General features: G+C 70.8%; 22 protein-coding genes, 1 tRNA gene and 1 pseudogene. 17 read left to right on the top strand and 7 right to left on the bottom strand.

The window, feature by feature from the left end; genetic code table 11:
* Window positions 1–44: 44 nt before the first annotated feature.
* Window positions 45–824 (top strand): HAD-IIA family hydrolase, encoded by a 780-nt coding sequence (locus tag OG792_RS22720; RefSeq protein ID WP_329102041.1) that lies wholly within the window; start codon window positions 45–47, stop codon window positions 822–824.
* Window positions 825–845: 21 nt separating this feature from the next.
* On the opposite strand, the gene OG792_RS22715 is transcribed toward OG792_RS22720, so the two are convergent.
* Window positions 846–1,637 (bottom strand): hypothetical protein, encoded by a 792-nt coding sequence (locus OG792_RS22715; protein ID WP_329102040.1) that lies wholly within the window; start codon window positions 1,635–1,637, stop codon window positions 846–848.
* 98 nt (window positions 1,638–1,735) lie between these two features.
* Between OG792_RS22715 and OG792_RS22710 the strand changes: the two genes are divergently transcribed.
* A complete protein-coding gene (locus tag OG792_RS22710; protein WP_329102038.1) occupies window positions 1,736–2,551 on the top strand; it encodes a DUF3097 domain-containing protein in 816 nt (271 codons plus the stop codon).
* Between the two features lie 25 nt (window positions 2,552–2,576).
* Window positions 2,577–3,026 (top strand): annotated as a pseudogene (locus OG792_RS34785) (lysostaphin resistance A-like protein); the annotation flags it as partial.
* A gap of 294 nt (window positions 3,027–3,320) precedes the next feature.
* On the opposite strand, the gene OG792_RS22705 reads toward OG792_RS34785, so the two are convergent.
* A complete protein-coding gene (locus OG792_RS22705; RefSeq protein ID WP_329102036.1) occupies window positions 3,321–4,646 on the bottom strand; it encodes a serine hydrolase domain-containing protein in 1,326 nt (441 codons plus the stop codon).
* A 152-nt stretch (window positions 4,647–4,798) separates the two neighbouring features.
* Here OG792_RS22705 and OG792_RS22700 point away from each other — a divergent pair, with 152 nt between their 5' ends.
* The 3 genes from OG792_RS22700 to OG792_RS22690 all read left to right on the top strand — a co-directional run bounded on the left by OG792_RS22700 (window position 4,799) and on the right by OG792_RS22690 (window position 7,498).
* Window positions 4,799–5,269 carry an NfeD family protein gene (locus tag OG792_RS22700; RefSeq protein WP_329102035.1) on the top strand — a complete coding sequence of 157 codons (471 nt, stop codon included), beginning with the start codon at window positions 4,799–4,801 and terminating at the stop codon, window positions 5,267–5,269.
* Window positions 5,270–5,274: 5 nt separating this feature from the next.
* On the top strand, window positions 5,275–6,402 hold the full coding sequence (locus OG792_RS22695) for an SPFH domain-containing protein (protein WP_329102033.1): 1,128 nt from the start codon (window positions 5,275–5,277) through the stop codon (window positions 6,400–6,402).
* Window positions 6,403–6,703: 301 nt separating this feature from the next.
* Entirely contained in the window at window positions 6,704–7,498 is a 795-nt protein-coding gene (locus OG792_RS22690) for a hypothetical protein (protein ID WP_329102032.1), read from the top strand.
* Window positions 7,499–7,804: 306 nt separating this feature from the next.
* On the opposite strand, the gene OG792_RS22685 is transcribed toward OG792_RS22690, so the two are convergent.
* Both OG792_RS22685 and OG792_RS22680 read right to left on the bottom strand, forming a co-directional pair.
* Entirely contained in the window at window positions 7,805–8,296 is a 492-nt protein-coding gene (locus OG792_RS22685; RefSeq protein WP_329102030.1) for an Hsp20/alpha crystallin family protein, read from the bottom strand.
* Window positions 8,297–8,406: 110 nt separating this feature from the next.
* Entirely contained in the window at window positions 8,407–9,006 is a 600-nt protein-coding gene (locus OG792_RS22680) for a hypothetical protein (RefSeq protein ID WP_329102029.1), read from the bottom strand.
* A gap of 123 nt (window positions 9,007–9,129) precedes the next feature.
* On the opposite strand from OG792_RS22680, the gene OG792_RS22675 reads away from it, so the two are divergent.
* Window positions 9,130–9,203, top strand: a tRNA-Met gene (locus OG792_RS22675).
* Window positions 9,204–9,375: 172 nt separating this feature from the next.
* On the opposite strand, the gene OG792_RS22670 is transcribed toward OG792_RS22675, so the two are convergent.
* Window positions 9,376–9,534 (bottom strand): hypothetical protein, encoded by a 159-nt coding sequence (locus OG792_RS22670; RefSeq protein WP_329102027.1) that lies wholly within the window; start codon window positions 9,532–9,534, stop codon window positions 9,376–9,378.
* Window positions 9,535–9,774: 240 nt separating this feature from the next.
* On the opposite strand from OG792_RS22670, the gene sigK reads away from it, so the two are divergent.
* From sigK to OG792_RS22640, 6 genes are all read left to right on the top strand, one after another.
* Window positions 9,775–10,434, top strand: a complete 660-nt coding sequence (sigK, locus tag OG792_RS22665) for an ECF RNA polymerase sigma factor SigK (protein ID WP_329102025.1) — start codon at window positions 9,775–9,777, stop codon at window positions 10,432–10,434.
* On the top strand, window positions 10,431–11,168 hold the full coding sequence (locus OG792_RS22660; protein ID WP_329102022.1) for an anti-sigma factor: 738 nt from the start codon (window positions 10,431–10,433) through the stop codon (window positions 11,166–11,168). The genes sigK and OG792_RS22660 overlap by 4 nt, the downstream gene beginning before the upstream one ends.
* Before the next feature lie 124 nt (window positions 11,169–11,292).
* Window positions 11,293–11,925 carry a fasciclin domain-containing protein gene (locus tag OG792_RS22655; protein WP_329102020.1) on the top strand — a complete coding sequence of 211 codons (633 nt, stop codon included), beginning with the start codon at window positions 11,293–11,295 and terminating at the stop codon, window positions 11,923–11,925.
* 178 nt (window positions 11,926–12,103) lie between these two features.
* Complete coding sequence (locus OG792_RS22650) at window positions 12,104–13,606, top strand: molybdopterin-dependent oxidoreductase (RefSeq protein WP_329102018.1); 1,503 nt, start codon at window positions 12,104–12,106, stop codon at window positions 13,604–13,606.
* Between the two features lie 125 nt (window positions 13,607–13,731).
* Window positions 13,732–14,043, top strand: coding sequence for a hypothetical protein (locus tag OG792_RS22645; protein WP_329102016.1), 312 nt, complete (start codon window positions 13,732–13,734; stop codon window positions 14,041–14,043).
* Window positions 14,040–14,171: a hypothetical protein gene (locus tag OG792_RS22640; RefSeq protein ID WP_329102014.1), complete on the top strand. Its 132-nt coding sequence runs from the start codon at window positions 14,040–14,042 to the stop codon at window positions 14,169–14,171. The genes OG792_RS22645 and OG792_RS22640 overlap by 4 nt, the downstream gene beginning before the upstream one ends.
* A gap of 98 nt (window positions 14,172–14,269) precedes the next feature.
* Here OG792_RS22640 and OG792_RS22635 read toward each other — a convergent pair whose 3' ends face one another.
* The gene (locus OG792_RS22635; protein ID WP_329102013.1) at window positions 14,270–15,058 is read right to left on the bottom strand and encodes an ABC transporter permease subunit; all 789 of its coding nucleotides are present in this window, start codon (window positions 15,056–15,058) and stop codon (window positions 14,270–14,272) included.
* The gene (locus tag OG792_RS22630; RefSeq protein ID WP_329102011.1) at window positions 15,051–15,965 is read right to left on the bottom strand and encodes an ABC transporter ATP-binding protein; all 915 of its coding nucleotides are present in this window, start codon (window positions 15,963–15,965) and stop codon (window positions 15,051–15,053) included. Before OG792_RS22630 ends, OG792_RS22635 begins: the two co-directional genes overlap by 8 nt.
* A gap of 64 nt (window positions 15,966–16,029) precedes the next feature.
* Here OG792_RS22630 and OG792_RS22625 point away from each other — a divergent pair, with 64 nt between their 5' ends.
* From OG792_RS22625 to OG792_RS22610, 4 genes are all read left to right on the top strand, one after another.
* Entirely contained in the window at window positions 16,030–16,506 is a 477-nt protein-coding gene (locus tag OG792_RS22625; protein ID WP_329102008.1) for a GbsR/MarR family transcriptional regulator, read from the top strand.
* 75 nt (window positions 16,507–16,581) lie between these two features.
* A complete protein-coding gene (locus OG792_RS22620; protein WP_329102006.1) occupies window positions 16,582–17,232 on the top strand; it encodes a TMEM175 family protein in 651 nt (216 codons plus the stop codon).
* A 914-nt stretch (window positions 17,233–18,146) separates the two neighbouring features.
* On the top strand, window positions 18,147–19,400 hold the full coding sequence (locus tag OG792_RS22615; RefSeq protein WP_329102004.1) for a condensation domain-containing protein: 1,254 nt from the start codon (window positions 18,147–18,149) through the stop codon (window positions 19,398–19,400).
* Window positions 19,397–21,184, top strand: coding sequence for an acyl-CoA dehydrogenase (locus OG792_RS22610; RefSeq protein WP_329102001.1), 1,788 nt, complete (start codon window positions 19,397–19,399; stop codon window positions 21,182–21,184). The genes OG792_RS22615 and OG792_RS22610 overlap by 4 nt, the downstream gene beginning before the upstream one ends.
* The last annotated feature ends 1 nt before the right edge of the window (window position 21,185 follow it).

Genomic DNA, 21,185 nt, shown 5'->3' with positions numbered 1-21,185 from the left:
GCCGGTCGGGACTCGGGCGGGACGAGGCGTAGCGAGGGGATGGCATGAGGGAACGCAAGCCCGTGCAGAGCTGGCTCACCGACATGGACGGCGTGCTGGTGCACGAGGGACAACCGGTACCGGGGGCGCCCGAGTTCATCAACCGGCTGCGCTCGTCGGGTAAGCCGTTCCTGGTGCTGACCAACAACTCCATCTACACCCCGAGGGACCTCCAGGCCCGGCTGGCCCGGATGGGCTTCGAGGTGCCCGAGCAGGCGATCTGGACCGCCGCGCTGGCCACCGCCCAGTTCCTCGCCGACCAGCGCCCCGGCGGCACCGCGTACGTGATCGGCGAGGCGGGGCTGACCACGGCCATGCACGCGGTCGGTTACATCCTCACCGACTACGCCCCGGACTACGTGGTGCTGGGTGAGACCCGCACCTACAGTTTCGAGGCGATCACCAAGGCGGTCCGGCTGATCGAGGCCGGGGCCCGGTTCATCTGCACCAACCCGGACGTGACCGGACCGTCGAACGAGGGTCTGCTGCCGGCGGCGGGTTCGGTCGCGGCGATGATCTCGAAGGCGACCGGGGTCGCGCCGTACTTCGTCGGCAAGCCCAATCCGATGATGATGCGGTCGGCGTTGAACACCATCAACGCGCATTCCGAGTCCACCGCGATGATCGGCGACCGGATGGACACCGACATCCTCTGTGGACTGGAGGCCGGGCTGGAGACGATCCTGGTGCTGACCGGGATCAGCACCAAGACCGAGGCGGAGCGTTACCCGTACCGGCCGTCGCGGATCATCAACTCGGTGGTCGACCTGATGGACGAGATCTGAGACCGCCCGCTTGACGGCTGGTCAGGCGGCCAACGGGGCGTTGCAGGCCGCCACCAGGGCGCGTCGGCAGGCCACCGTCAACGGGCGCAACGCGGCATCGCGCTGCTGCGCCTCGTGGCCGTTGACCGCACCGCCCGGTGCGGCGTGTTCGGCCAGCGCCAACACCTGGTCGAGCACGCTGGCCCGAGCGAACAGCCGGCGGGCCCGAGGGTCGAAGCCCGGTGGCAGGTCGGTGCCGCCGTCCGGTCGACGCAGCGCGGCCAGTGCACCGGCCAGTTCGGGCCGCCAGTGGGCGACGTCGAGCCGGGTCAGGGCGGCGGTCGCCTCGGCCAGCGCGGTGGACAGGTCGGCCTCGGCCTCGGCCGGTCCGGGGTTGCCGAGCGCCGCGCCGGGCGCGGTCTCCGGCAGCGGGTAGACCCGCCACAGCACGGTTTCGAAGGTCACGCCGGAGCCGGAGGTGTGCATCCGCACCTCCGGGATCAGCCCCAGCGTGCCGGCGACCACCGCCTCGCCCGCGACCAGCGCCGCACCGGCGAACGGTCCGGGGCCGGGCAGGCCGCGCGGATCGCCGGGTGCCGGCAGCACCAGCCGGATCTCGTCCGGGGAGAGCTTCGACAGGGTGGGCAGGGCGTCGGCGAGCGGCACGTCGGTCCAGGTGCCGGGAGCGTCGGCGACGAGATGTTCCTCGTCACCGGCCACCTCGTCGGCGACCTCGTCATACGGCACCAGCCCGGCGCGCCATGCGCGTACCCAGGCCACGAACCGGCTCGACCGGCGCGGCGCAAGGGTCGCCGCGCCCGTTGCGGGGGACATGCAGGCAAGGGTACGTGTTCACTGCGGCCCTGTCTCGGCCCCCGGCGCGGCGGCGCGTCTACGTCATGGATCACCCGGATCGGGTTAGCGTCGCCGACATGGGGAGGATGTACGGCAAGGATGTGCTCGCCGGTGACTGGCGGCGACGCAGGACGGTGCCGGAGGTGGACGCCGAGCCGGACCTGGTGGTGGAGGACGCCGACTCGGGATTCTGCGGCGCCGTGGTCGGTTTCGAGTCCGGTGCGGTGGTGCTGGAGGACCGGCACGGCCGGCGGCGCAACTTCCCGCTGCTGCCGGCGGCGTTCCTGCTGGACGGCTCGCCGGTCACGCTGCGCCGGCCGGCACCGACGACGGTCCCGGCCGCGCGGCAGCGCACCGCCTCCGGTTCGGTCGCCGTCGCCGGGGTACGCGCCCGAGTGGCGAAGGCCAGCCGGATCTGGGTCGAGGGGATCCACGACGCGGCGCTGGTGGAACGGATCTGGGGCGACGACCTGCGGATCGAGGGTGTGGTGGTGGAGCCCCTCGACGGCATCGACGAACTGGCTGCCCGGGTACGCGACTTCGACCCCGGCCCGCAGCGCCGGCTCGGGGTGCTGGTCGACCACCTGGTCGCCGGCTCGAAGGAGAGCCGGATCGTGGCCGGGGTGACCTCCCCGCACGTGCTGGTGACCGGGCACCCGTACGTCGACGTGTGGCAGGCGGTGAAGCCGGCGAAGCTGGGCATCCGGGCGTGGCCGGTGGTGCCGCCGGGGCAGCCGTGGAAGGAGGGGGTCTGCGCGGCGCTCGGGGTGGCCGAGCCGGCGCAGCTGTGGCGGTTGATCCTCTCCCGGGTGTCGAGCTACCAGGACGTGGAGACACCGCTGATCAACGCGGTCGAGCGGATGATCGACTTCGTCACCGCGCCGTCCGACTGAGCCGCTTTCGTTACGCCGCCGGACGGTGTCGCCCGACCGCCGGACCGAGACTGGTAGTCATGCGTACGGGGGAAGCGCGACAGGTACGGGCTGGCGGCCGTTCCTGGCCGGCGTCGCCGCCTACCTCGTCCCGTTCCCGATCGGCCTGGCCGTGGTCCTGGCGCTCGGCTGGGCGACGCTGCGGGTGCCCGCGTCCGCCGGTGCGGTGATCGGGTCCGTGGCCGGCCTGCTGCTGCTCGTCCTGCTCTACGAGGCGCTGCCCGAGGAGCTGATCTTCCGGGGATACCTCTACCGCAACCTGGTGTCCGTGCTGCCGGCGTGGCTGGCGGTGGGCGCCCAGGCGGTCCTGTTCAGCCTCTTCGGTCTGGCGCTCGGGGCCGACGGCGGACGGGCGGTGGTGTTCCTCGCGTTCGGGTTCGTGCTCGGCCTGATCCGGCTGGTGACCGGCAGCCTCTGGGCACCGATCGGCTTCCACCTCGTCTTCCAGACCTGCGCGCAGCTCGCCGGCCCGGACCGGGACCTGGTGACGGTGACCAACCGGGACACGCTGGAGGCGGTCGGGCTCTCGGCGCCGTCCCGATCACCCTCGGCGCGCTGGCCATCCGCTGGCTGTGCCGGAACCCGGCGGTCGACCGGACCGCCCGTGAACCCGACCCCGCGCCGGTCGCGGCCGGCTGAGCCGAGCCGGGTGGGGCCGAGCCGGGTGGGGCCGAGCCGGGTGGGGCCGAGCCGGGGCGGGCCGAGCCGGGGCGGGTCGGTAGGGGCCGGGTCAGTCGAGCCGGTCCGGGTCGCGGGTGAAGACGAAGGTGGCGACGTCCAGCGTCCGGACCGTACCGGCCGGGTCCCGGCGTACGGCCAGGATCTCGCCGTCGTTCATCCCGGACCGGCCACGCCAGTGGTCGGCGTCGACGCGGGTGAACCGCCACGGCGCCGGCCCGGCCGGGCGGAGCAGGCTGAACACCAGCTCCTCGGCCTCGGCGTCCCAGGCCGCCTCGTACTCGCGGCCCATCCACCACCAGCGGCCGGTCAGCTCGGCCACCGTCGGCTCGGGCGGACCGGCGGCGGGACGCCACGGCGCGACCGGCACCGGCTCGTGGTCGAGCACCTCGGTCAGCAACCGCTTCGTGGTAACCCCGATCGAGCCGCTGCGGAAGCCGTACGCGTTGGCGAACGCGACCACGCCGGTCCGGGACGGCCGGTGTACCGCCAGCCCGGCGACGTAGCCGGGCATCGAGCCGCCGTGGCCCACGTAGATCCGCTCGCCGCTGCGGTAGAGCTCCAGGCCCAGCCCGTGTCCGGAGGTCCACGAGTCCGGGTCCCCGATCGCCACCGGCACGCACATCTGCGCCACCGTCGCCGGGGAGAGCAGCGCCGGGTCCGGGTCGGCCAGGAAGGCGGCCCACCGGGCCAGGTCGGGCACGCTGGCCCAGAGCTGTCCGGCGGGCGCCATCGCACCGGTGTCCGTACGGGGTTCCTCGCGCAGCGTGCCGTGCCACGGGTGGACCAGGTAGCCGCGGGCGAACGGTTCCTCCGCCCGGTACGACGTACGGGTCAGGCCCAGCGGGGCGAGCAGCCGCTCGTGCAGCAGGTCCCACCACGACCGGCCGGTGAGCCGTTCGAGTACGCCCCCGAGCAGCCCGTACGCCAGGTTTGAGTAGTGGTATGTGTGGTGCGGCGGGTGGGCGATTTTCGCCGGGGTGAGTCCGGCGAGCAGGGTGTCCAGGTCGACGCCCTCGGTGCGTTCCCACCAGCCGTCACTGTCCGGTTCGCGTTGCAGGCCGCTGGCGTGGCCGAGGATCTGCCGCAGGGTGACCCGGCCGACGGGGGTGCCGGGCAGGTGCCGGTCGAGCGGGTCGTCCAGGTCCAGCCGGCCCTCGTCGCGCAGCCCGAGGACCAGGGCGGCGGTCATGGTCTTGGTGATCGAGCCGATCCGGAACTGGGTGGCCGGGTCGGCCGGCGGCTCGCCGGCACTGGTCACGTGGGTGAGCACCCCGTCACGGACCACCCCGGCGACGAGCGTCGGCACCGCCGCCTCCGCCTGGGTCTCGGCGACCAGGGAGTCGAGGCGTCGGGTGGTCTCCAGCAGCAGTGCCATGATCATCAGCTCCCTGGGTCGACACCGGGTGCTCCGCACCGGCCCCCGCGGGCACCGCCCAACGGCGACCGGGTACGGCAAGCGGTGATCCTACCGGCCCGGACGATCTTCGCTGGTCGGCACTACGTGCGCGGCCGTGACAGGATTCAATGGTGGAACCCCTCCTGTGGATCATCCTGGGCGTCGGGTTACTGGTGGCCGAGATCTTCACCACGACGCTCTTCCTCCTCATGTTCGGCGTCGCCGCGCTCGCCACCGCCGGCGTCGCCGCCCTCGGTGCGCCGGTCGCGGTGCAGGTGCTCGTCTTCGCCGTGGTGTCGGCGCTGAGCGTGGCCGCGGTCCGCCCGGTGATCAGACGGCACCGGCGCTCCGCGCTGGAAAGCGGCGAGACGGCCTTCGGGGTGGAGGCGATCGAGGGGTCCGACGCCCTGGTGTTGGAGCAGGTGGACGCCAACCACGGGGTGATCAGGATCGACGGGGAGATCTGGACCGCCCGCTCGTACGACGGCACCCAGGTCTTCCAACCGGGAGAACGCGTCCGGGTGATCGAGGTCAAAGGCGTGACCGCCATGGTCTGGCGGGATGATTCCTCTACTGACGCAGTACCAGATACGAAAAGGTGAGCGGTATGGATGTGGCGATAGCGGTGCTGTTCGCCGCCGTGGCTCTGCTCGTGGTGATCACGTTCGCCAAGGCGGTACGGATCGTCCCGCAGCAGCGGCAGGACGTGGTCGAACGGCTCGGCAAGTACAAGCGCACCCTGAACCCGGGGCTCAACCTGCTGGTGCCGTTCATCGACGCGGTGCGTACCAAGGTCGACATGCGGGAGCAGGTGGTCAGCTTCCCGCCCCAGCCGGTGATCACCTCGGACAACCTGGTCGTCTCGATCGACACGGTGCTCTACTTCAAGGTGGTCGACTCGGTCCGGGCGACCTACGAGATCTCCAACTTCCTCCAGGCGATCGAACAGCTCACCGTCACCACCCTGCGTAACGTCATCGGCTCGCTCGACCTGGAGCGCGCCCTGACCAGCCGCGAGGAGATCAACCGGCACCTCTCCGGCGTACTGGACGAGACCACCGGCCGGTGGGGCATCAAGGTCACCCGGGTGGAGATCAAGGCGATCGAGCCGCCGGCCAGCATCCGGGACTCGATGGAGAAGCAGATGCGCGCCGAGCGGGACCGCCGCGCCGCGATCCTCAACGCCGAGGGGCAGAAGCAGTCCCAGATCCTCACCGCCGAGGGCGAGAAGCAGGCCGCCGTACTGCGCGCCGACGGCAACCGGCAGGCCCAGATCCTCCAGGCGGAGGGGCAGGCCAAGGCCATCCGTACGGTCTTCGCCGCGATCCACCAGTCGAACCCGAGCCAGAAGGTGCTCGCCTACCAATACCTTCAAGCGCTGCCGCAGATCGCCAACGGCCAGGCCAGCAAGATCTGGGTCGTACCGGCCGAGCTGACCAAGGCGCTCGAAGGACTGGGCGGCGCGCTCGGCGGGCTGGCCCAGGCCGCCCACGACGTACCCTCGCCGGAGGCGGAGAGCGACGCGAGCGCCGTCGAGCGCGAGGCCGCCGAGGCGGCGCGGGCCGCCGCCGCAGCCGCCCAGGAGGTGCACGACCAGGTACGCGCCGCCGAGGCGCAGGTGACCTCCCGCCCGGCGGCCGGACAGCCGCAGGGGCTGCCCGCCCCCGAGCCGGTCCCACCGACCAGCCTGCTCGGCGACAGCACCGCCAGCCCGGAAACCACCGAACGGGGCTGACCCCCCGTCCGATCCGCCGCCGCCCCGGTCGACCCGACCGGGGCGGTAACGCGTTCCGGGCCGGCGACAGGTCAATCCCGGTTTCGACCTTGTCCGGTTCGCGGTTCCCCTCGGCAGCCGCGCCGTACGGCAAACGAGTGCCACCGAAAACGGCGAAGCCACGCGCCGCCGCTGCGGGGTTTGCCACGATCGGGCTAGAGCCGAAACGGCGACGGGAACCCGGAGCGGAGCGGCGACCGGGACCCGGGGCGCCGGAACGGATCCTCGGCTCGACGTGCCGGCGAGTGGAGCGAGGTGACGCATGAGCCACGCGAGTAAGCCCAAGCGACCGGTCAACGGGCCGTCGACCGTACCCGTATCCCCGGCCCGGCCGACCCGGCCGGCCGGCGGATTCCACCTGCTGCCCTTCTTCGAGGAGGGCGCCGAGCCGCAACCCGCCACCGACGCCACCTGGGCCTGGTCGTTACGCCGGTTCGCCCGTGGCGCGGTGTGGATCCTGCCCGGATCCGCCGTCCTGTACGGCATCGTCACCCTGGTCGGCGACGGAGCCGCACCGGCCTCCGCCGACGGCCACTCGTTCCCACTGGTGCTGTGGGTGCTCGCGACCTGGCTCGGTCTGCTCGGGCTGATGGCGGTGACCGGGCTGCTGGTGACCGCGCGCAGCCGGGGGACCGCCACCGCCGGCCTGCTGGTGGCCCTCGTCGGCGCGATGCTGATGCTGCCGTTTGCCGGACTGCCCGAACAGACCTCGCTGTACGGCGGCGGAGCCCGCGCGTTGACCCTGGTGGGCGCCAGTTTCTACACCCTGGGCTGGGTGCTGTCCGGTTGGGCGGTGCTGCACTCGGGGGTGTTCAGCTACTCCGACGGCTGGTTGCTGATGTTCGCCGCACCGATGATCGGCGTCGGCGGAATGCTGTTCGGGCTGCTCCAGACCCTGGGCGCCCTGCTGGTGCTGGCGGCCGGGATCGGGGTGGCCTGGCGGGCCGGCCGGTTGGTACCGGCGGTCGGCCGGCCCCGACTGGTGGAGGCGATGGCCGGCGGGGCCGAAGCCGTCGCGGCCAAGGTCGCCTCCGGCAGCCAACTCGCCGGCCCGTAACCGGCGTGATCCGCTGTTCGTCTCCGCCGCCGTCGCGGCCATGATCGGCGCCGCTCCGGGACCACTGCCGAGATCGAGATCGAGGTGGTCCGATCGAGATCGCGGGCGGCGGAATCGGCGGGCGGCGTGTGGGTGTCGCGGATCGGGGGATCGGCGGGCGGTGTCGTGGGCGGCGGGTCGGGGCGGCCGTCGTCCGTAGTGGACAGACGAACGGGCCCGGCCACGGATGGCCGGGCCCGAGGTGGGTGCCATGGGTCGTGTCCCACGTCGTGCTGGCTACCGGCGGGTTGCCGGTGGCCAGCTGGTTCAGGCGTCGGGCTGGTCGGCCGGCGCCGAGGCGGACTGCGCCGCCGGGGTCGCGGACGTCACGGTGATCCGTCGCGCTCCGGTTCCGGCGTACGCGCCGGCCACCCGGACGTTCAGCACACCCGCGTCGTACGTCGCGCTCACCGCGTCGGCCGTCACGTGCGTCGGCAGGGTGAAGGATCGGCGGAACGAGCCGTAGCGCAGCTCGCGCAGGCTCCGGCCGCCCTGTTCCTCGGACCGTTCGTCGCGCCGCTCCCCGCTCACCACCAGCAGGCCACGGTCGACCTCGACCGAGACATCGTTGGCGATGTCCAGTCCGGGCAACTCGACCCGGACCAGCGCGTCATCCCCGTCGCGGCTGATCTCGGCGGCCGGGGTGAACCGGGCCGGCTGGTTGGCGGGTCGCGTCGCGACCGGGCCGAAGGCGTTCCGGACCAGGGCGTCGAACTCCGCGAACGGATCGCGCCGGGTCCACAGCGAGATGGTGCTCATCGGTTTTCTCCTCGGATCCCACTGGGCCGGTCCGGTTCGACCGGCACCCGGTACAACTTGAGTCGACCCGACTCAATTCCTGTTCGTCCCGAGCCCGTCCGTGGTCTCCGTCACGACCCTCCACTCCGGTCCGACCGAGGCTCCCGAGGTACGGCGACGACCCAACCGGTACCCAGCATCGGCTCGTACCGGCCGTGCTCGCCGACCGGTAGATAGGTGTGGTCGGCGGCCGCCGCGTGCAGCCGTTCGAGCAACCCGTCGGCCGGTGGCAGGTGCAGCGCCTCCCGTAACCGCCCCCGTAACGCGTCGAGGTCCGGCTGGTCGTCCCGGATCTCCTGATCGGCCCGATCGAGCCAGGCCCGCAGGGCGGCGCCACCGTCCTCGCCGTACGGGACCGCCAGTGCGTCGTGCAGGCTGGGCAACTCGACCGCGACGGCCAGGGCGTCGGCCAACCCGATCGCCACCAGTGCGCCCTCACCCTCCGAACCGGCGTACACCACCGGCCGCTCCTCGCCACCGCGTCCGGCGAACAGGAACGCTCCGCCGGACGCGTCGCCGGCGAACATCTCCAGGGGCTCCCCGTCGGCCAGGCGGATCGGCTCGATTGGACCCTCCTTCGTGCGGGAGAAGTCCAGGTCACACAGGCTGGCCAGGAGGTCGGCGAGCCACGGGGTGGTGTTGATCAATGTTAACCGTTCGAGGCCGGACATCCTGGGACCGTACAAGCGTGGGCCGGGATGTGTCGCGGGTGGACCGCGGGGCATGTCCGACCCCCGCGGGGATGGGCCGATGCGGTGTCGGCGGCACGAGTGCGCTAGTGTTCATTCCAGCGACGCGGGGTGGAGCAGCTCGGTAGCTCGCTGGGCTCATAACCCAGAGGTCGCAGGTTCAAATCCTGTCCCCGCTACAAACGAAACAACAAGCAAGAGCCCGCTTCCTGTAGGTCGAGGAAGTGGGCTCTTGCTTGTTCGGTGGGCAATGAGTGGGCAAACGACGCGTCACGATGTGGCATCTCGCGTCAGCAGGCGTGGCCCTGCCGGGCCTAGCGCTAGTGCAGCGCCGCGTTAGTTCGTCGGGGGTCATGCGGCCTTGAGCGGGGTGCCGTCGTAGGTCCATCGGTAGGGCTTGGCGGTGGTGTTCTTCTCGATCACGTAGGTTTCGATCTTGTCGATCAGATCCTCGTGTGGCGGGAAATCGCGGTGGTGCACGACCCGGCGGGTCAACGCGGAGAAGTACACCTCGACCTGGTTGAGTCAGGAGGTCGACTGGGGCCGCCGTGCTGGCCTTCAACAACGGCGACCCGACGGAGGCGCTCTAGCCCGCGTGACGGTCGACGCCGGTCCGGTCCGGTCCGGTCCGCCCGAACGCCGCCGCCACGGACCCCGGACAAGAACGTTCGCCCCCGGACCCATCCGTACGGCGTTCCGCGCCGAATACTTACCGTGCAGGCAGACGGAATCGGCTGGAGGCTGCTCAGGATGACGCACCCCGACCCCGGTAGCGATCCGGCGCGACGTGTCGTCGGCGGCACCGGGTCGGAGCGGCCGTTGCGGGCGGTGCCCGATCAGTTGCCGGCGGTCGACTCCCGGACGGAGGCGGACGGGTTGCTCCGTGCCGTGGGTCGGGGTGACGAGTCCGCGTTCAACCGGCTGTACGAGTTGGTCGCGCCGAGGGTCTACGGGCTGGCGCGGCGGGTGTTGCGGGATCCGGGGCAGGCCGAGGAGGTCGCCCAGGAGGTGCTGGTCGAGGTGTGGCGGACGGCGGTTCGCTTCGACCCGGCGCGGGGTTCGGCGACCGCTTGGGTGTTCACCATCGCCCACCGGCGGGCGGTCGATCGGGTACGCACCGAGCAGGCGAGCGCCGATCGGACCCGTCGGGTGGCCGCCGCCTCCGGCGAGGTGCCGTACGACGAGGTGGCGGAGGAGGCGGCGAGCCGGCTGGAACGTCAGCAGGTGCGGCGCTGCCTGGAGGGGCTGACCCCGGTGCAGCGGGAGGCGATCACCCTGGCCTACTACGGCGGGCACACCTACCGGGAGGTGGCGACCCTGCTCGGTGCGGGGCTGCCGACCGTGAAGACCAGGATGCGGGACGGGCTGATCCGGTTGCGGGACTGCCTGGGTGTGGAGGTGGCCCGGTGACCGACATTCACGCGCTCGCCGGAGCGTACGCGCTCGACGCGGTCGACGACGTCGAGCGGGCCGCCTTCGCCCGGCACGTGGCGGACTGCGAGAGCTGCGCGATCGAGGTGGCGGAGTTGCGCGAGACGGTGACCCGACTCGCCGACTCGACCTGGTCGGTGCCACCGCCCCGGTTGCGTACGCAGGTGTTGGCGCAGGTGCGCCGGACCCGGCAGGACGGGCCCGGTCGGGTGGACCGGGGCGGGTTGCCGGCACTGTCGCGCTGGCGCCGCCGGACCGCTATCGCGGTCGCCGCGGCCACCCTCGCGGCGGGCGCGGGCGCCGGCACCTGGGCGTTTCAGGAGCAACGGGTACGCCGGGAGCAGGCGCTGACCCAGGCCGCGCGGGCGGAAACGGAGCGGGTACGCGCCGTGCTCGCCGCACCGGACGCGGTCGTGCGTACGGTCGCGGTGCCCTCCGGTGGCCGGGTGACGGTGGTGCTCTCGGTGAGCCAGGACCGGGCTGTCGCCCTGCTCGACGGGCTGGTCGGGCCGGGCGCCGACCGGGCGTACCAGCTCTGGTTGGTCGATTCGAGCGGTGCCGCGTCGGCCGGGGTGCTGGCGGCGGGGGAGTCGACCGCCACGGTGCTGATCGGCGGCGTACGCGGCAAGGCGAGCTTCGCGGTCACCGAGGAGCCCGATGGTGGCTCGGTCCGGGCCACGACCGATGCCGTGGTCACGCTCGCCATCACCTGATCTCCACTGCTTGGGGGATCGCACGAAAGTCGTACCCATCCGGCCGATCGGTGGCTGCGAATCACTTATGAGCAAGTAAGCGTACTTCATCCCGGTTTTCGCTTGTCTGAAGGGAACTATCACTGTGCGTGCCAACAAGTTCGCCGCTGTCACGGCCGCCGCCACTCTCGCCCTCGCCCTGGCCGCCTGCGGCGGGGAGGCGGACGAGGACACCACCGCCACCGCGCCCGCCACCAGTGCTCCGGAGATGGCGGCCACGAGCGCGCCGCCCATGATGGACGGTGAGTTCGGACCCGGTTGTGCCGCGGTGCCGACCGACGCCACCAACCCGGGCAGCTTCGAGGCGATGGCCAAGGTGCCCGTCGCCACCGCTGCCTCCGGCAACGCGCTGCTCTCCACCCTGGTCACGGCGGTGAAGCAGGCGCAACTTGTCGATTCGCTGAACAGCGCGTCGGCGGTCACCGTCTTCGCGCCGACCAACGACGCGTTCGCCAAGCTGCCCAAGGCCGACCTGGACAAGGTGCTGGCCGACAAGGATCTGCTGGCCAAGGTGCTCACCTACCACGTGGTGGGGGAGAAGCTGGCTCCGACGCAGTTGGCCGGACCGCACAAGACCCTCCAGGGCGGGGAACTCACCGTCGCGGGCAGCGGCGCCGACTTCAAGGTCAACAGCAACTCCACCGTGGTCTGCGGCAACGTGCAGACCGCCAACGCCACGGTGTACCTCGTCGACACCGTACTGATGCCCACCTCCTGAGCCGCCCGGGGGTCCGGCCGCCGGCCGGATCCCCGGCCCATCCCGTTTCCGGCCAGCGAGGGGACCAGTCATGCCACTGTCATCCAGCCGGGACGGCCGCCTTCGACGGCTGTTGGGCGCCGTCTGCGCGCGACGATGGTTCGGGCCGCCTGGCCTGCGGCGTGTCGTCCCGGCTGGCGTGGGACTGCTGGCCGCGACGGCCGGGGTGACCGCCGCCGAACTGCTCGCCACGCTCACCCGCCCGCAGGCCGGGCCGCTGGTGGCGGTCGGCTCGACGTTGATCGACGCGGCCCCGACCCCGGTCAAGGAATTCGCGGTCCGCACGTTCGGTACGTACGACAAGCCACTGCTGCTGGGCGGCATAGGTCTCGCCCTGGCCGGACTGGCCGTACTGACCGGGCTGCTGGCCCGACGGCGATCGGCCGCCGGCCTCGGCGGAGCGGCCCTGCTCGGCGTGCTCGGCGCCGTCGCCGCGCTGCTCCGGCCGGGGGCGCGAGCGGTCGATGTCCTGCCCTCGGTTGCGGGCGCACTGGTCGCCGCCGGGGTGCTGCGTTGGCTGCTTCCGCGACCGGCATCCGCCGCCGAGCCGGTTGTTCCCCGGCCGGGTGAGGTTCGGCCGATCCGGGGCCCGTCGCGGCGGGCCCTCGCCCGCAACGCGGCCCTGGTCGCGGCGGGTACCGCCCTCGGCGTGGCCGGGACCGGGCTGCTCCGCGGGTCCTCCTCCCGGGACGCGGAACGCTCCCGGGAGGCCGTACGACTGCCCGCCCCCGCCGACCCGGCCGCACCGCTGCCGGACGGGGTCGGTCCCGCCTTCCACACCCGCAACGCCGACTTCTACCGGGTCGACACCGCGCTCACCGTGCCCCGGCTCGACACCGACACCTGGCGCCTGCGGATCCGGGGCATGGTCGACCGGCCACTCGAACTGAGCTTCGCGGACCTCCTCGACCGTGAGCTGGTCGAGCGGGACATCACCCTCAACTGCGTCTCCAACGAGGTCGGCGGCCCGTACGTCGGCACCGCCCGCTGGCTCGGCGTACCCCTGGCACCGCTGCTGCGTGCCGCCGGCATCCGAGCCGGCGCCGACCAGGTGGTGGCCCGCTCCAGCGAGGGGATGACGATCGGTACCCCGGTGGAGACGGTCCTCGACGGCCGGGACGCGATGCTGGCGGTCGGAATGAACGGCGAACCGTTGCCGCTGGAGCACGGCTTCCCCGTCCGGATGCTCACCCCGGGCCTGTTCGGGTACGCCGGGGCCTGCAAGTGGGTCGTCGACCTGGAACTGTCCACCTTCGCCTCGTTCGACGCCTACTGGGTACGGCGCGGCTGGGCGCGGGAGGCACCCGTGAAAACCGCATCCCGGATCGACCGGCCGGCACCCTTCGCCCGACTGCCAGCAGGACAGGTGGTGGTCGCCGGAGTGGCCTGGGCCCAGGGCCGGGGTATCGCGGCGGTCGAGGTGTCGGTGGACTCCGGCCCCTGGCAACCCTCCACCCTGCTACCCGTCCCGTCCACCGATACCTGGGTCCAATGGCGCTACCAGTGGCCGGCCACCCCCGGAGGCCACAGCCTGCGGGTCCGGGCCACCGACCGCACCGGCGACGTCCAGACCGAGAGTCGGACCACACCGTTCCCGGACGGCGCCACCGGCTGGCACACCATCGCCGTCACCGTCATCTGAGGCGTAGCCCTGCCTTCGGCGGGATCGGAGAATTTATCACGCCGGCGCCCAGCCCCGGCTGGTAGCGATTCCCGCAGGGCCTCCGGTAGGTGCTGGTGTGCGGTGGGGCGCGGCCTGTCTGGGGTGTGAGCCAGCCGCCCCGGCAGCGGCAGTCCGATGGCAGCGCGGCCGGGATCCTGCCCGCCGTTTTCGGTCGCACCAACTCCCGCCACACACCGGTATGGGGGGTGTTGCTGTTCATGGTCGTCTCGGGTCTGCTCACCGCCGCAGCAGGGGGCCGCGACCAGGAACTCGTGTTGTTCTACGCCGTCTCGGTGTTTCTGAGCTTCCTCGCCGGACTCGGCGCGATGGCCGTCTTCTCCCACCGCGAGCGCCGCCGGTACTGCTGGCGATCAACGTGCTGGCCGCCGCCGGGGTTGCCTTTACCCTGCTGGTGAAGCTGTCCCGAGGTGACCCGCTGGTCTCGCTCGCCGCCGCGCTGGTGATCGCCGCCGGCCTGTACTGGCTGTGGGTGCGGTCCGGCCGCCCACGCGGGATCCGCCACGCGAGCGCAGAGTCCGACTGAGCCCGGGTTCCTTCCCGGACCGGAGGGGGGCCGAGCAGGGATTGGCCGACCCTCGCCGGCCCGCCCACCTGGAGGCGGTGGAGGGCCGGCGGGGGCGGTCAGCTGGTGAGGTCGCGGCGGTTGAACGCGGTGATGGCGGTGGACACCAGGAGGGCGATGGCTGCGGTGAGAATGCCGAGGTCGGCCCACTGGAAGCCGTTGCGGAGCGGTTCGTCGCCGATGTAGTAGTGAAACGGGGAGGCGTAGCGGGCGGCGTCGGCGCCGATCTGGGCGGCGAAGGTGTTCGCCGCGTAGGTGAGTACCCCCAGGACGGCGGTGCCCGCGAGCGCGGCGGCTCTGCTGCCGGTGACCGCGCCGATGGTGATGGCGGCGGTGCCGAAGAAGGTGGCGAGCAGGGCCAGGGCGAGGCATTGGGCGGTGAACTGGGCGATGCTGACCGTGTCGAGTTGGGCGCCGGAACGGATGGTGAGCATGGCCAGCCAGACGAGCCCGGCCAAGGCGAAGGCGCCGATGGTGAGGGCGAGGAAACGGTGCAGCAGTAGCCGGGTACGGGTGACCGGGTGGGCGAGGAGGAGGTCGAGGTAGCCGGCTTCCTCGTCCCCGGCGATGGCCCGGGTGCCGGTGGCGATGCCGTAGATGACGGCGATCAGCGGCACGATGATGCCGAACACGCTGGAGCCGAGGTACCCGGCGGCGGAGGACAGGTCCTCCATGTTGAGCGCCTCCCGCATCGCGGGGGAGAAGCCTTCGACGGCCTGGCCCATCGCCCCGTCGGCCACCTGGGGGTAGAAACCCGCGTACATGGCGCCGACCAGGGCGGTCCCGACCGCGAACCCGGCGAGGCTGCGGCGGGAATCCCACAGCGACTTCGTCATGACACTAGGCACGGGTGGCCTCCTTGGCCTCTGGACTGGCCTGGTAGTAGCTGAAGAACAGCTCTTCGAGGTCGGGTTCGCTGGCGCGCAGGGCGGCGACCCGGTGTTGGGCGAGAACCTGGATCAACGCGTCGGGGCTGGTGGCGAGTTGGAACCGGGCGGTCCCGCCGTCGAAGCTGAGTTCGGAGATCTCCGGGAGCGCGGCGATGGCCGTCTGGTCGACCGGGCCGAGGAACGTGATCTCGAAGCGGTGGACGGCCTGGCTGCGGAGCCGGGCGACGGTGTCGAGGGCGACGAGGCGGCCCTCGCGGATGATCCCGACCCGGTCGGCGACCGCTTCGACCTCGGTCATGATGTGCGAGGACATGAACACCGTCTGCCCGGCGGCCTTCGCCTCGCGGACCAGGTCGAGGAACGTCTGCTGGACCAGCGGATCGAGGCCGGAGGTCGGCTCGTCGAGGATCAGCAGATCCGGCTGGTGCATGAACGCCTGCACCAGGCCGACTTTCTGCCGGTTTCCCTTGGACAGGGCCTTGATCCGGGCCGACAGGTCGAGGTCCAGGCGGACGGCCAGCTCCTCGATGCGAGACCTCGGCACACCGCCGCGCAGGTCGGCCAGGAACGCCAGGCACTCGCCGACCCTTTGGCGGGGGTTGACCACAAAGTCACCGGCGAGGTAGCCGACGCGCCGGTGCAACTCGACGGCGTGCTCGCGTGGGTCGCGGTCGAACAGCCACGCCCGGCCGCCGGTGGGGCGGATCAGGTCCAGTAGCAGCCGGATCGTGGTCGACTTCCCGGCCCCGTTCGGGCCCAGGTAACCGAACACCTCGCCCTCGGTCACGGTCAGGTCCAGGTCGACCAACCCCCGGCGGCTCCCGTACGTCTTGCTCAGCTTCTCCAGCCGAATCACATCTCCCATGTCTTCGACAGTAGCGAAGTTTCAGAGATCTTCAAAGATTCGAAGCTGTTAGTATTTCGTCAAGATGAGCGACGAGAGGACTTCGATGGCCGCCTTGAGTGACCCCGCGGAGCAGCTTGCCCTGACCCTCACCCAGGGCGGCCTGCAACGGATGACCGCACGGGTACTCGCCGCCCTGCTGTTCACCGAACAGGAGACGATGACCGCAGGAGAGATCGCCGAAACCCTCTCGATCAGCTCCGGCAGCGTCTCCACCGCCGTGAAAGCCCTCACCACCGTCGGTCTGATCGAGCGCGTACCCGCCCCAGGCAGCCGGCGAGAACACTTCCGCCTGCCCGAGGGCGCCTGGGCAACCCTCATGTCCGGCCAGAACATGACGGTCAAGACGATGCGCGAGGCCGCCGAGCAAGGCATAGCGACCACCGGCGAAGACAGCACGGCCGGCCGCCGCCTGACCGAAATGCGCGACTTCTACGACTACCTCTGGCGCGAACTACCCGCACTGATCGACAGATGGAGGAGCGACAAACCTGGTCAGTGACCTGGCTGGATCGCCGGGGCGCACTGAGCGCGGCGGGCGAGCATCGCAAAAGCGGGCGTAAAGCATAATTAGGGCGTGCTCTCCGGAAACGACACTCCGCAGCTCGCGCGTCACCCGGGCCGACTGGTGGCTTTCAGTGACGGTGTCTTCGCCATCGCCGTGACGCTTCTCGTGCTGGAAATCCAACCGCCGAAGGACTTCGGGCACCTCCTGCACGGCCTCGGGGCATTGTGGTCTTCGTACCTGGCGTACGTGCTGAGCTTCCTGCTCATCGGGCAGGTATGGGTCAACCATCACGTCATGTTCGACCGCGTCCGGCACGTCGACCGCGTGGTCTTGTTCCTCAACACGTTGCTCTTGATGGTCATCGCGTTCCTGCCGTTCTCCACGTCCCTACTCGCCGCCGCATTACGCGCGGAGCAGGGCCTACGTACGGCGGTCGTCGTCTACGGCACCACGCTATGGACGGCGGCAGCCCTGTTCAACATCATTTGGGCCCATCTTTGTCGCGCCAAACTGTTGGACCCCAGCCTCGGCCCCTTCGGCGTCAGGGCCATCGGCCGCCGATTCGCGCTCGCGCTGATCTGGATTGGCTCCGGCATCCTCGTTGGCGCGTTCGTGCCGATCGCGGGCGTCGCCATCATCGCCGGCTTCCTACCCGCCTATTACCTACCCATCCGGGGCGAGTACGGCGAGGACAACAAGGCCACCGACCTGCCCGGCTAAACCGAACCCGATGACACGAATTCCGTTCACCCGGCAGACGGGTACCACTCGTGAACCGACGGACGGGATGTGTACCACGTCGTGGATCGGCCGACGCTGCCGCCGGTGTCGACGCAGGCCGTGGAACCTCGCCAGTCAGTGGCGCTCAGCGAAGGCAAGAAGGAGTGATCCACGATCCCACCCACCGTCCGCGCCGTTCAGACTGGCGCCGCCGCCATCGAACCAGGGCCGGACAAACCCACTACACTCGACGCCTCAACCTCGAACTCCAGCCCTGATCCCACTGCCGCCCGACCAAGGCCCGGCCCGAGGACCGAGCGCGCAAGGAAACCGAGACCGGGCTCGCGACCGGGGACCCCGACATCGTCCACCGTCGCTGCGAGGGTCGCGAGCGCCGGGCTCGGGCGCTCATCCAGCGGTACATCCGCATATCAAGCACTTCAGTGCTGTCCGACTCGGCGGCCCCTCACGGAACGTGGCCGCACGGGGGTTGTCTCTGCGGTACGGCGGAGAGCGCGAACCGGGCCGGCGTGCGGTGCCGTTGGATGCCTCGCGGGTGGGGGGATGGTGTGCGCGGTGGCGCCGATCGGCGGCAGCGGCGGACCGTCCCATCGACCGTGGCAGGGATGCCGTCATGGAGTTGTGCGGCCGGGTGGCCGAGGGCCGAGAACGCGGCCCCGGCAGTCCTGGACGCGGAGGATCTCGCCATGTTCGGCCGGCTGCTGAGCCGAGGCGGCCGGCACGGGCCGGGCCCGTGCCGAGGGAGCCCGCGACGTCGTGACCGAAGCTTTGACGGCCTAGGTGCAGCCGGATACGCTGCCCCCGAAATGGGATCGTCCGGCCGTCGCCGCCCCGAACATCGGCGTTGGAACCACACAGGCCCATGAGTCCGACGTAGAAGATTGGACCACTCGTTGAGGCTGCTTTCCCTCACCCAGCAGCAGCTCAACACGATGCTCGGCGCGGCAACGGCAGGCGATGTGAACACCTATGTGCTGCCGGTCGTCGTCACCGCGATGGCACGACTGGAGCACCAACGGCTCCGGCGTGTGCTGGAGCTTCTCGCGTTCCGCCACCCGTCGCTCTGCCTCCGCATCCGCTCTTCCGGAGGGGCTTTCTACCAGTACATAGCCGATGACCGCTGGCTCGATGGTGAAGGCATCCAGACCGTCGACGCGCCGGCGATCTCGGACCAGGCCGTCCAGGAGATTTTCCGGAAACTCGTCGGCACGATCGATGTCGAGAACGGCCCTCTCTGGAACGTCGCACTGCTCCGGACGCCCGACGAGGACCATCTGGTCTTCGCCTTTCACCACTTCGCGGCCGACATGTTGTCCCTGCCGATCCTGATGCGAGATGCCGCCCTGCTCTACGAACACGGCGACGACGCCGCTCCCGCAAGCGACTCCTATCTGGATTACGTGCGCTCGATTCCGGTCCACCTCAGCGCGTCGGATCTGTCTGGTGACGCGACCTGGTGGGTGGACCGGCCCTGGGATGCCGTCACGCGTACCAAGGAGGTCCGGCCGGACCTGCTGGGAACTCACGGGCTCCAGGAGCAAATCCACTGGGAGACGCTGCCCTGGCGGCCGGTCGACCTGAGGGACACCGAGCGTGATCTCGTGTACGCGCTGGCGCTGGGAATATCCAAGATCGCCGGAACGAAGGTCGTCCGCCTCGATATCGGACGGCACGGTCGAGCCGTCCGAGGTACCCAGCCGAGCCATCGACGGGCGGTCGGCTGGCTGGCCCAGGCGGTCCCGCACTTCTTCCGCGTGTCCGATGGGTTCAGCCCCGAGGAGTGCGCACGACAACTCGATGAAACCTCCGCTCGCGAGGCGTATTGGGAGGAGGCGCAACAGTTCATGTGCGGCGCCGGGCGGACGACCACGGGTTATGTCCCTTTCGCCCACGCCGTCGTCAACGTTCAGGGGCTGACGTTCCGGGCGGGACAGCGCTCCGGCGTCCTCCGGCTGTCGCGGTATCAGCCGGCCGTCTCCTTCCCGGCCCACCGCGCGGCCCACGTGCCGGTCCGCTTGACCGTGCACGCCGACCAGGACGCCCTTCACCTCAGGTGGCGTGTTCTGCCGGTGTTCCGCAGCCCGGAGACGTCGACGGGCATCGCGCAGTTCGTGACGAACGCACTACGCGGGAGCGAGCGGCGGTGAAGACCTTCGAGCCCTCCTACCGGCAGAGCGTCGTCGACCTGGAACGCGCACTGGGGGACCCCGACCTGGCCGGCAACGACATCTCGTTCGCCAGCGGGTGGCACGCCGACGAGACCGAGACCCTCCCGGTCCACGGATTGCACCTGCTGGATCGTCTCGCGCTGCGGCGGCGCCTGGTGCCGAGGTCCCTGGGCGGGGAGCTGGCTACCGCCGAGGAGCTGCTGTGGCTGATCCGGAGCGTGGCCCGGCGGGACATGAACGTCGCCGTCTCCGTGAGCACCCAGATCTGGTCGTTCGTCGTCTGGATCGGTGGCAACGACGAGCAGCGCCGCGACTTCGCCCATGACATGCTCGCCGGTGAGGTGATTCCCTGCCTCGCCTACTCCGAGGAGCAGCACGGCGCCGACTTCGCCGCCAACGACTGCGTCGCCACAGAGGGCGTGGACGGGACGTTCCTGATCTCGGGCCGCAAGTGGCCCATCAATCGCGGAAGCACCTCGACCCACGCTCTCGTCCTCGCGCGCACCGCCGCGGTGGACAACTTCCAGAACCAGTCCCTGTTCCTGCTCGACAAACGTACCGTTCCGGCGGACCGGGTCAACGGTCTGCCCCGTACCCCCACCGTCGGGCTGCGCGGCTGCGACATCAGCGGAATCGCATTCGACCGCGCACCCGTCCCTCCGGCCGCCCTCATCGGCACTCGAGGCAGGGGGATGGAGACCGCGCTGCGTGGCCTGATGCTCACCCGTACGCTGTGCAGCGCGCTGTCTCTGGGCGTGGGCGACACCCTACTGCGCAAGACGTACGAGCACCTCGTCGGCCGCCGTCTGTACGCGCGCCGAGCGGTCGACCTACCGCACGTTCGGGAGGCTCTCTGCCACGCGTACCTGAATTTGCTCGCCGCCGAATGCGTGGCGCTGGTGGCGATGCGCGGCCTGCACCTCTTCGAGTCTGAATTCAGCGCCTGGTCCAGTGTCGTCAAGGTGCAGGTCAGCCGGCTCGTCGACAGCGCGGGCGACGAACTCTCCGCCCTTCTGGGCGCCCGGCACTTTTTCCGGGACCTCGCGCATGCCGGAATCTTCCAGAAGATGAGGCGTGATGGCGCGGTCGTGTCGATGTTCGACGGAAGCAGTTCGGTGTGCCTGGACAGCCTGGCGATGCAGCTTCCCGCGCTGGAGCGCGGCACCCGGCGGACGCGGGACGAGGACTGGCGACAGCTCTACGACCTCGGTCAGCCACTGGACCCGTGGGAACCCGGTGACGTGGCAGTCTTCGGCCGCGGCCGCGACGCCGTGACCGCGAGCCTGACCCATCTGCTGGACTCACTCTCATCCGTACGACCCGACGACGAGAACGACGCGCGGCGGGTGCGGGCATTGCGGACGGCGGGCGAGTCCCTCCGAGGAGAGCTCGACGACGTCCTCGCCGCCATCGTCGCCGAGCGACCCCCTCGCCCTACCGACGGCCCGGCGGGGATCAAGGACACGCCGGCTCGGCTGATGCGCCTCGCCCAGCGCTACAGCGAGGTGCACACGAAGGTAGCCTGCCTCGGCATCTGGCTGTACAACCGGCACCGTCTCGGCGTTTTCTTCCGCCGCGGCGCCTGGCTGGAAGCATTCCTGAACCGTGCGGACACGGCTCGGGGCGTGCTCGGCGATCTGGCACCCGAAACGGCCCGGGATCTCTTCGAGCACCTCGACCGGCAGTTCCACGACCGCGCGTACTTCTCCGTCATCAGCATGCCGCAGGCCGCCGCGGGGAGCCACGGCGACCTCGACTCATAGG

The sequence above is a fragment of the Micromonospora sp. NBC_01699 genome (assembly GCF_036250065.1).
Lineage (GTDB): Bacteria > Actinomycetota > Actinomycetes > Mycobacteriales > Micromonosporaceae > Micromonospora_G.
This window is presented reverse-complemented; position numbering and strand designations above follow the sequence as displayed.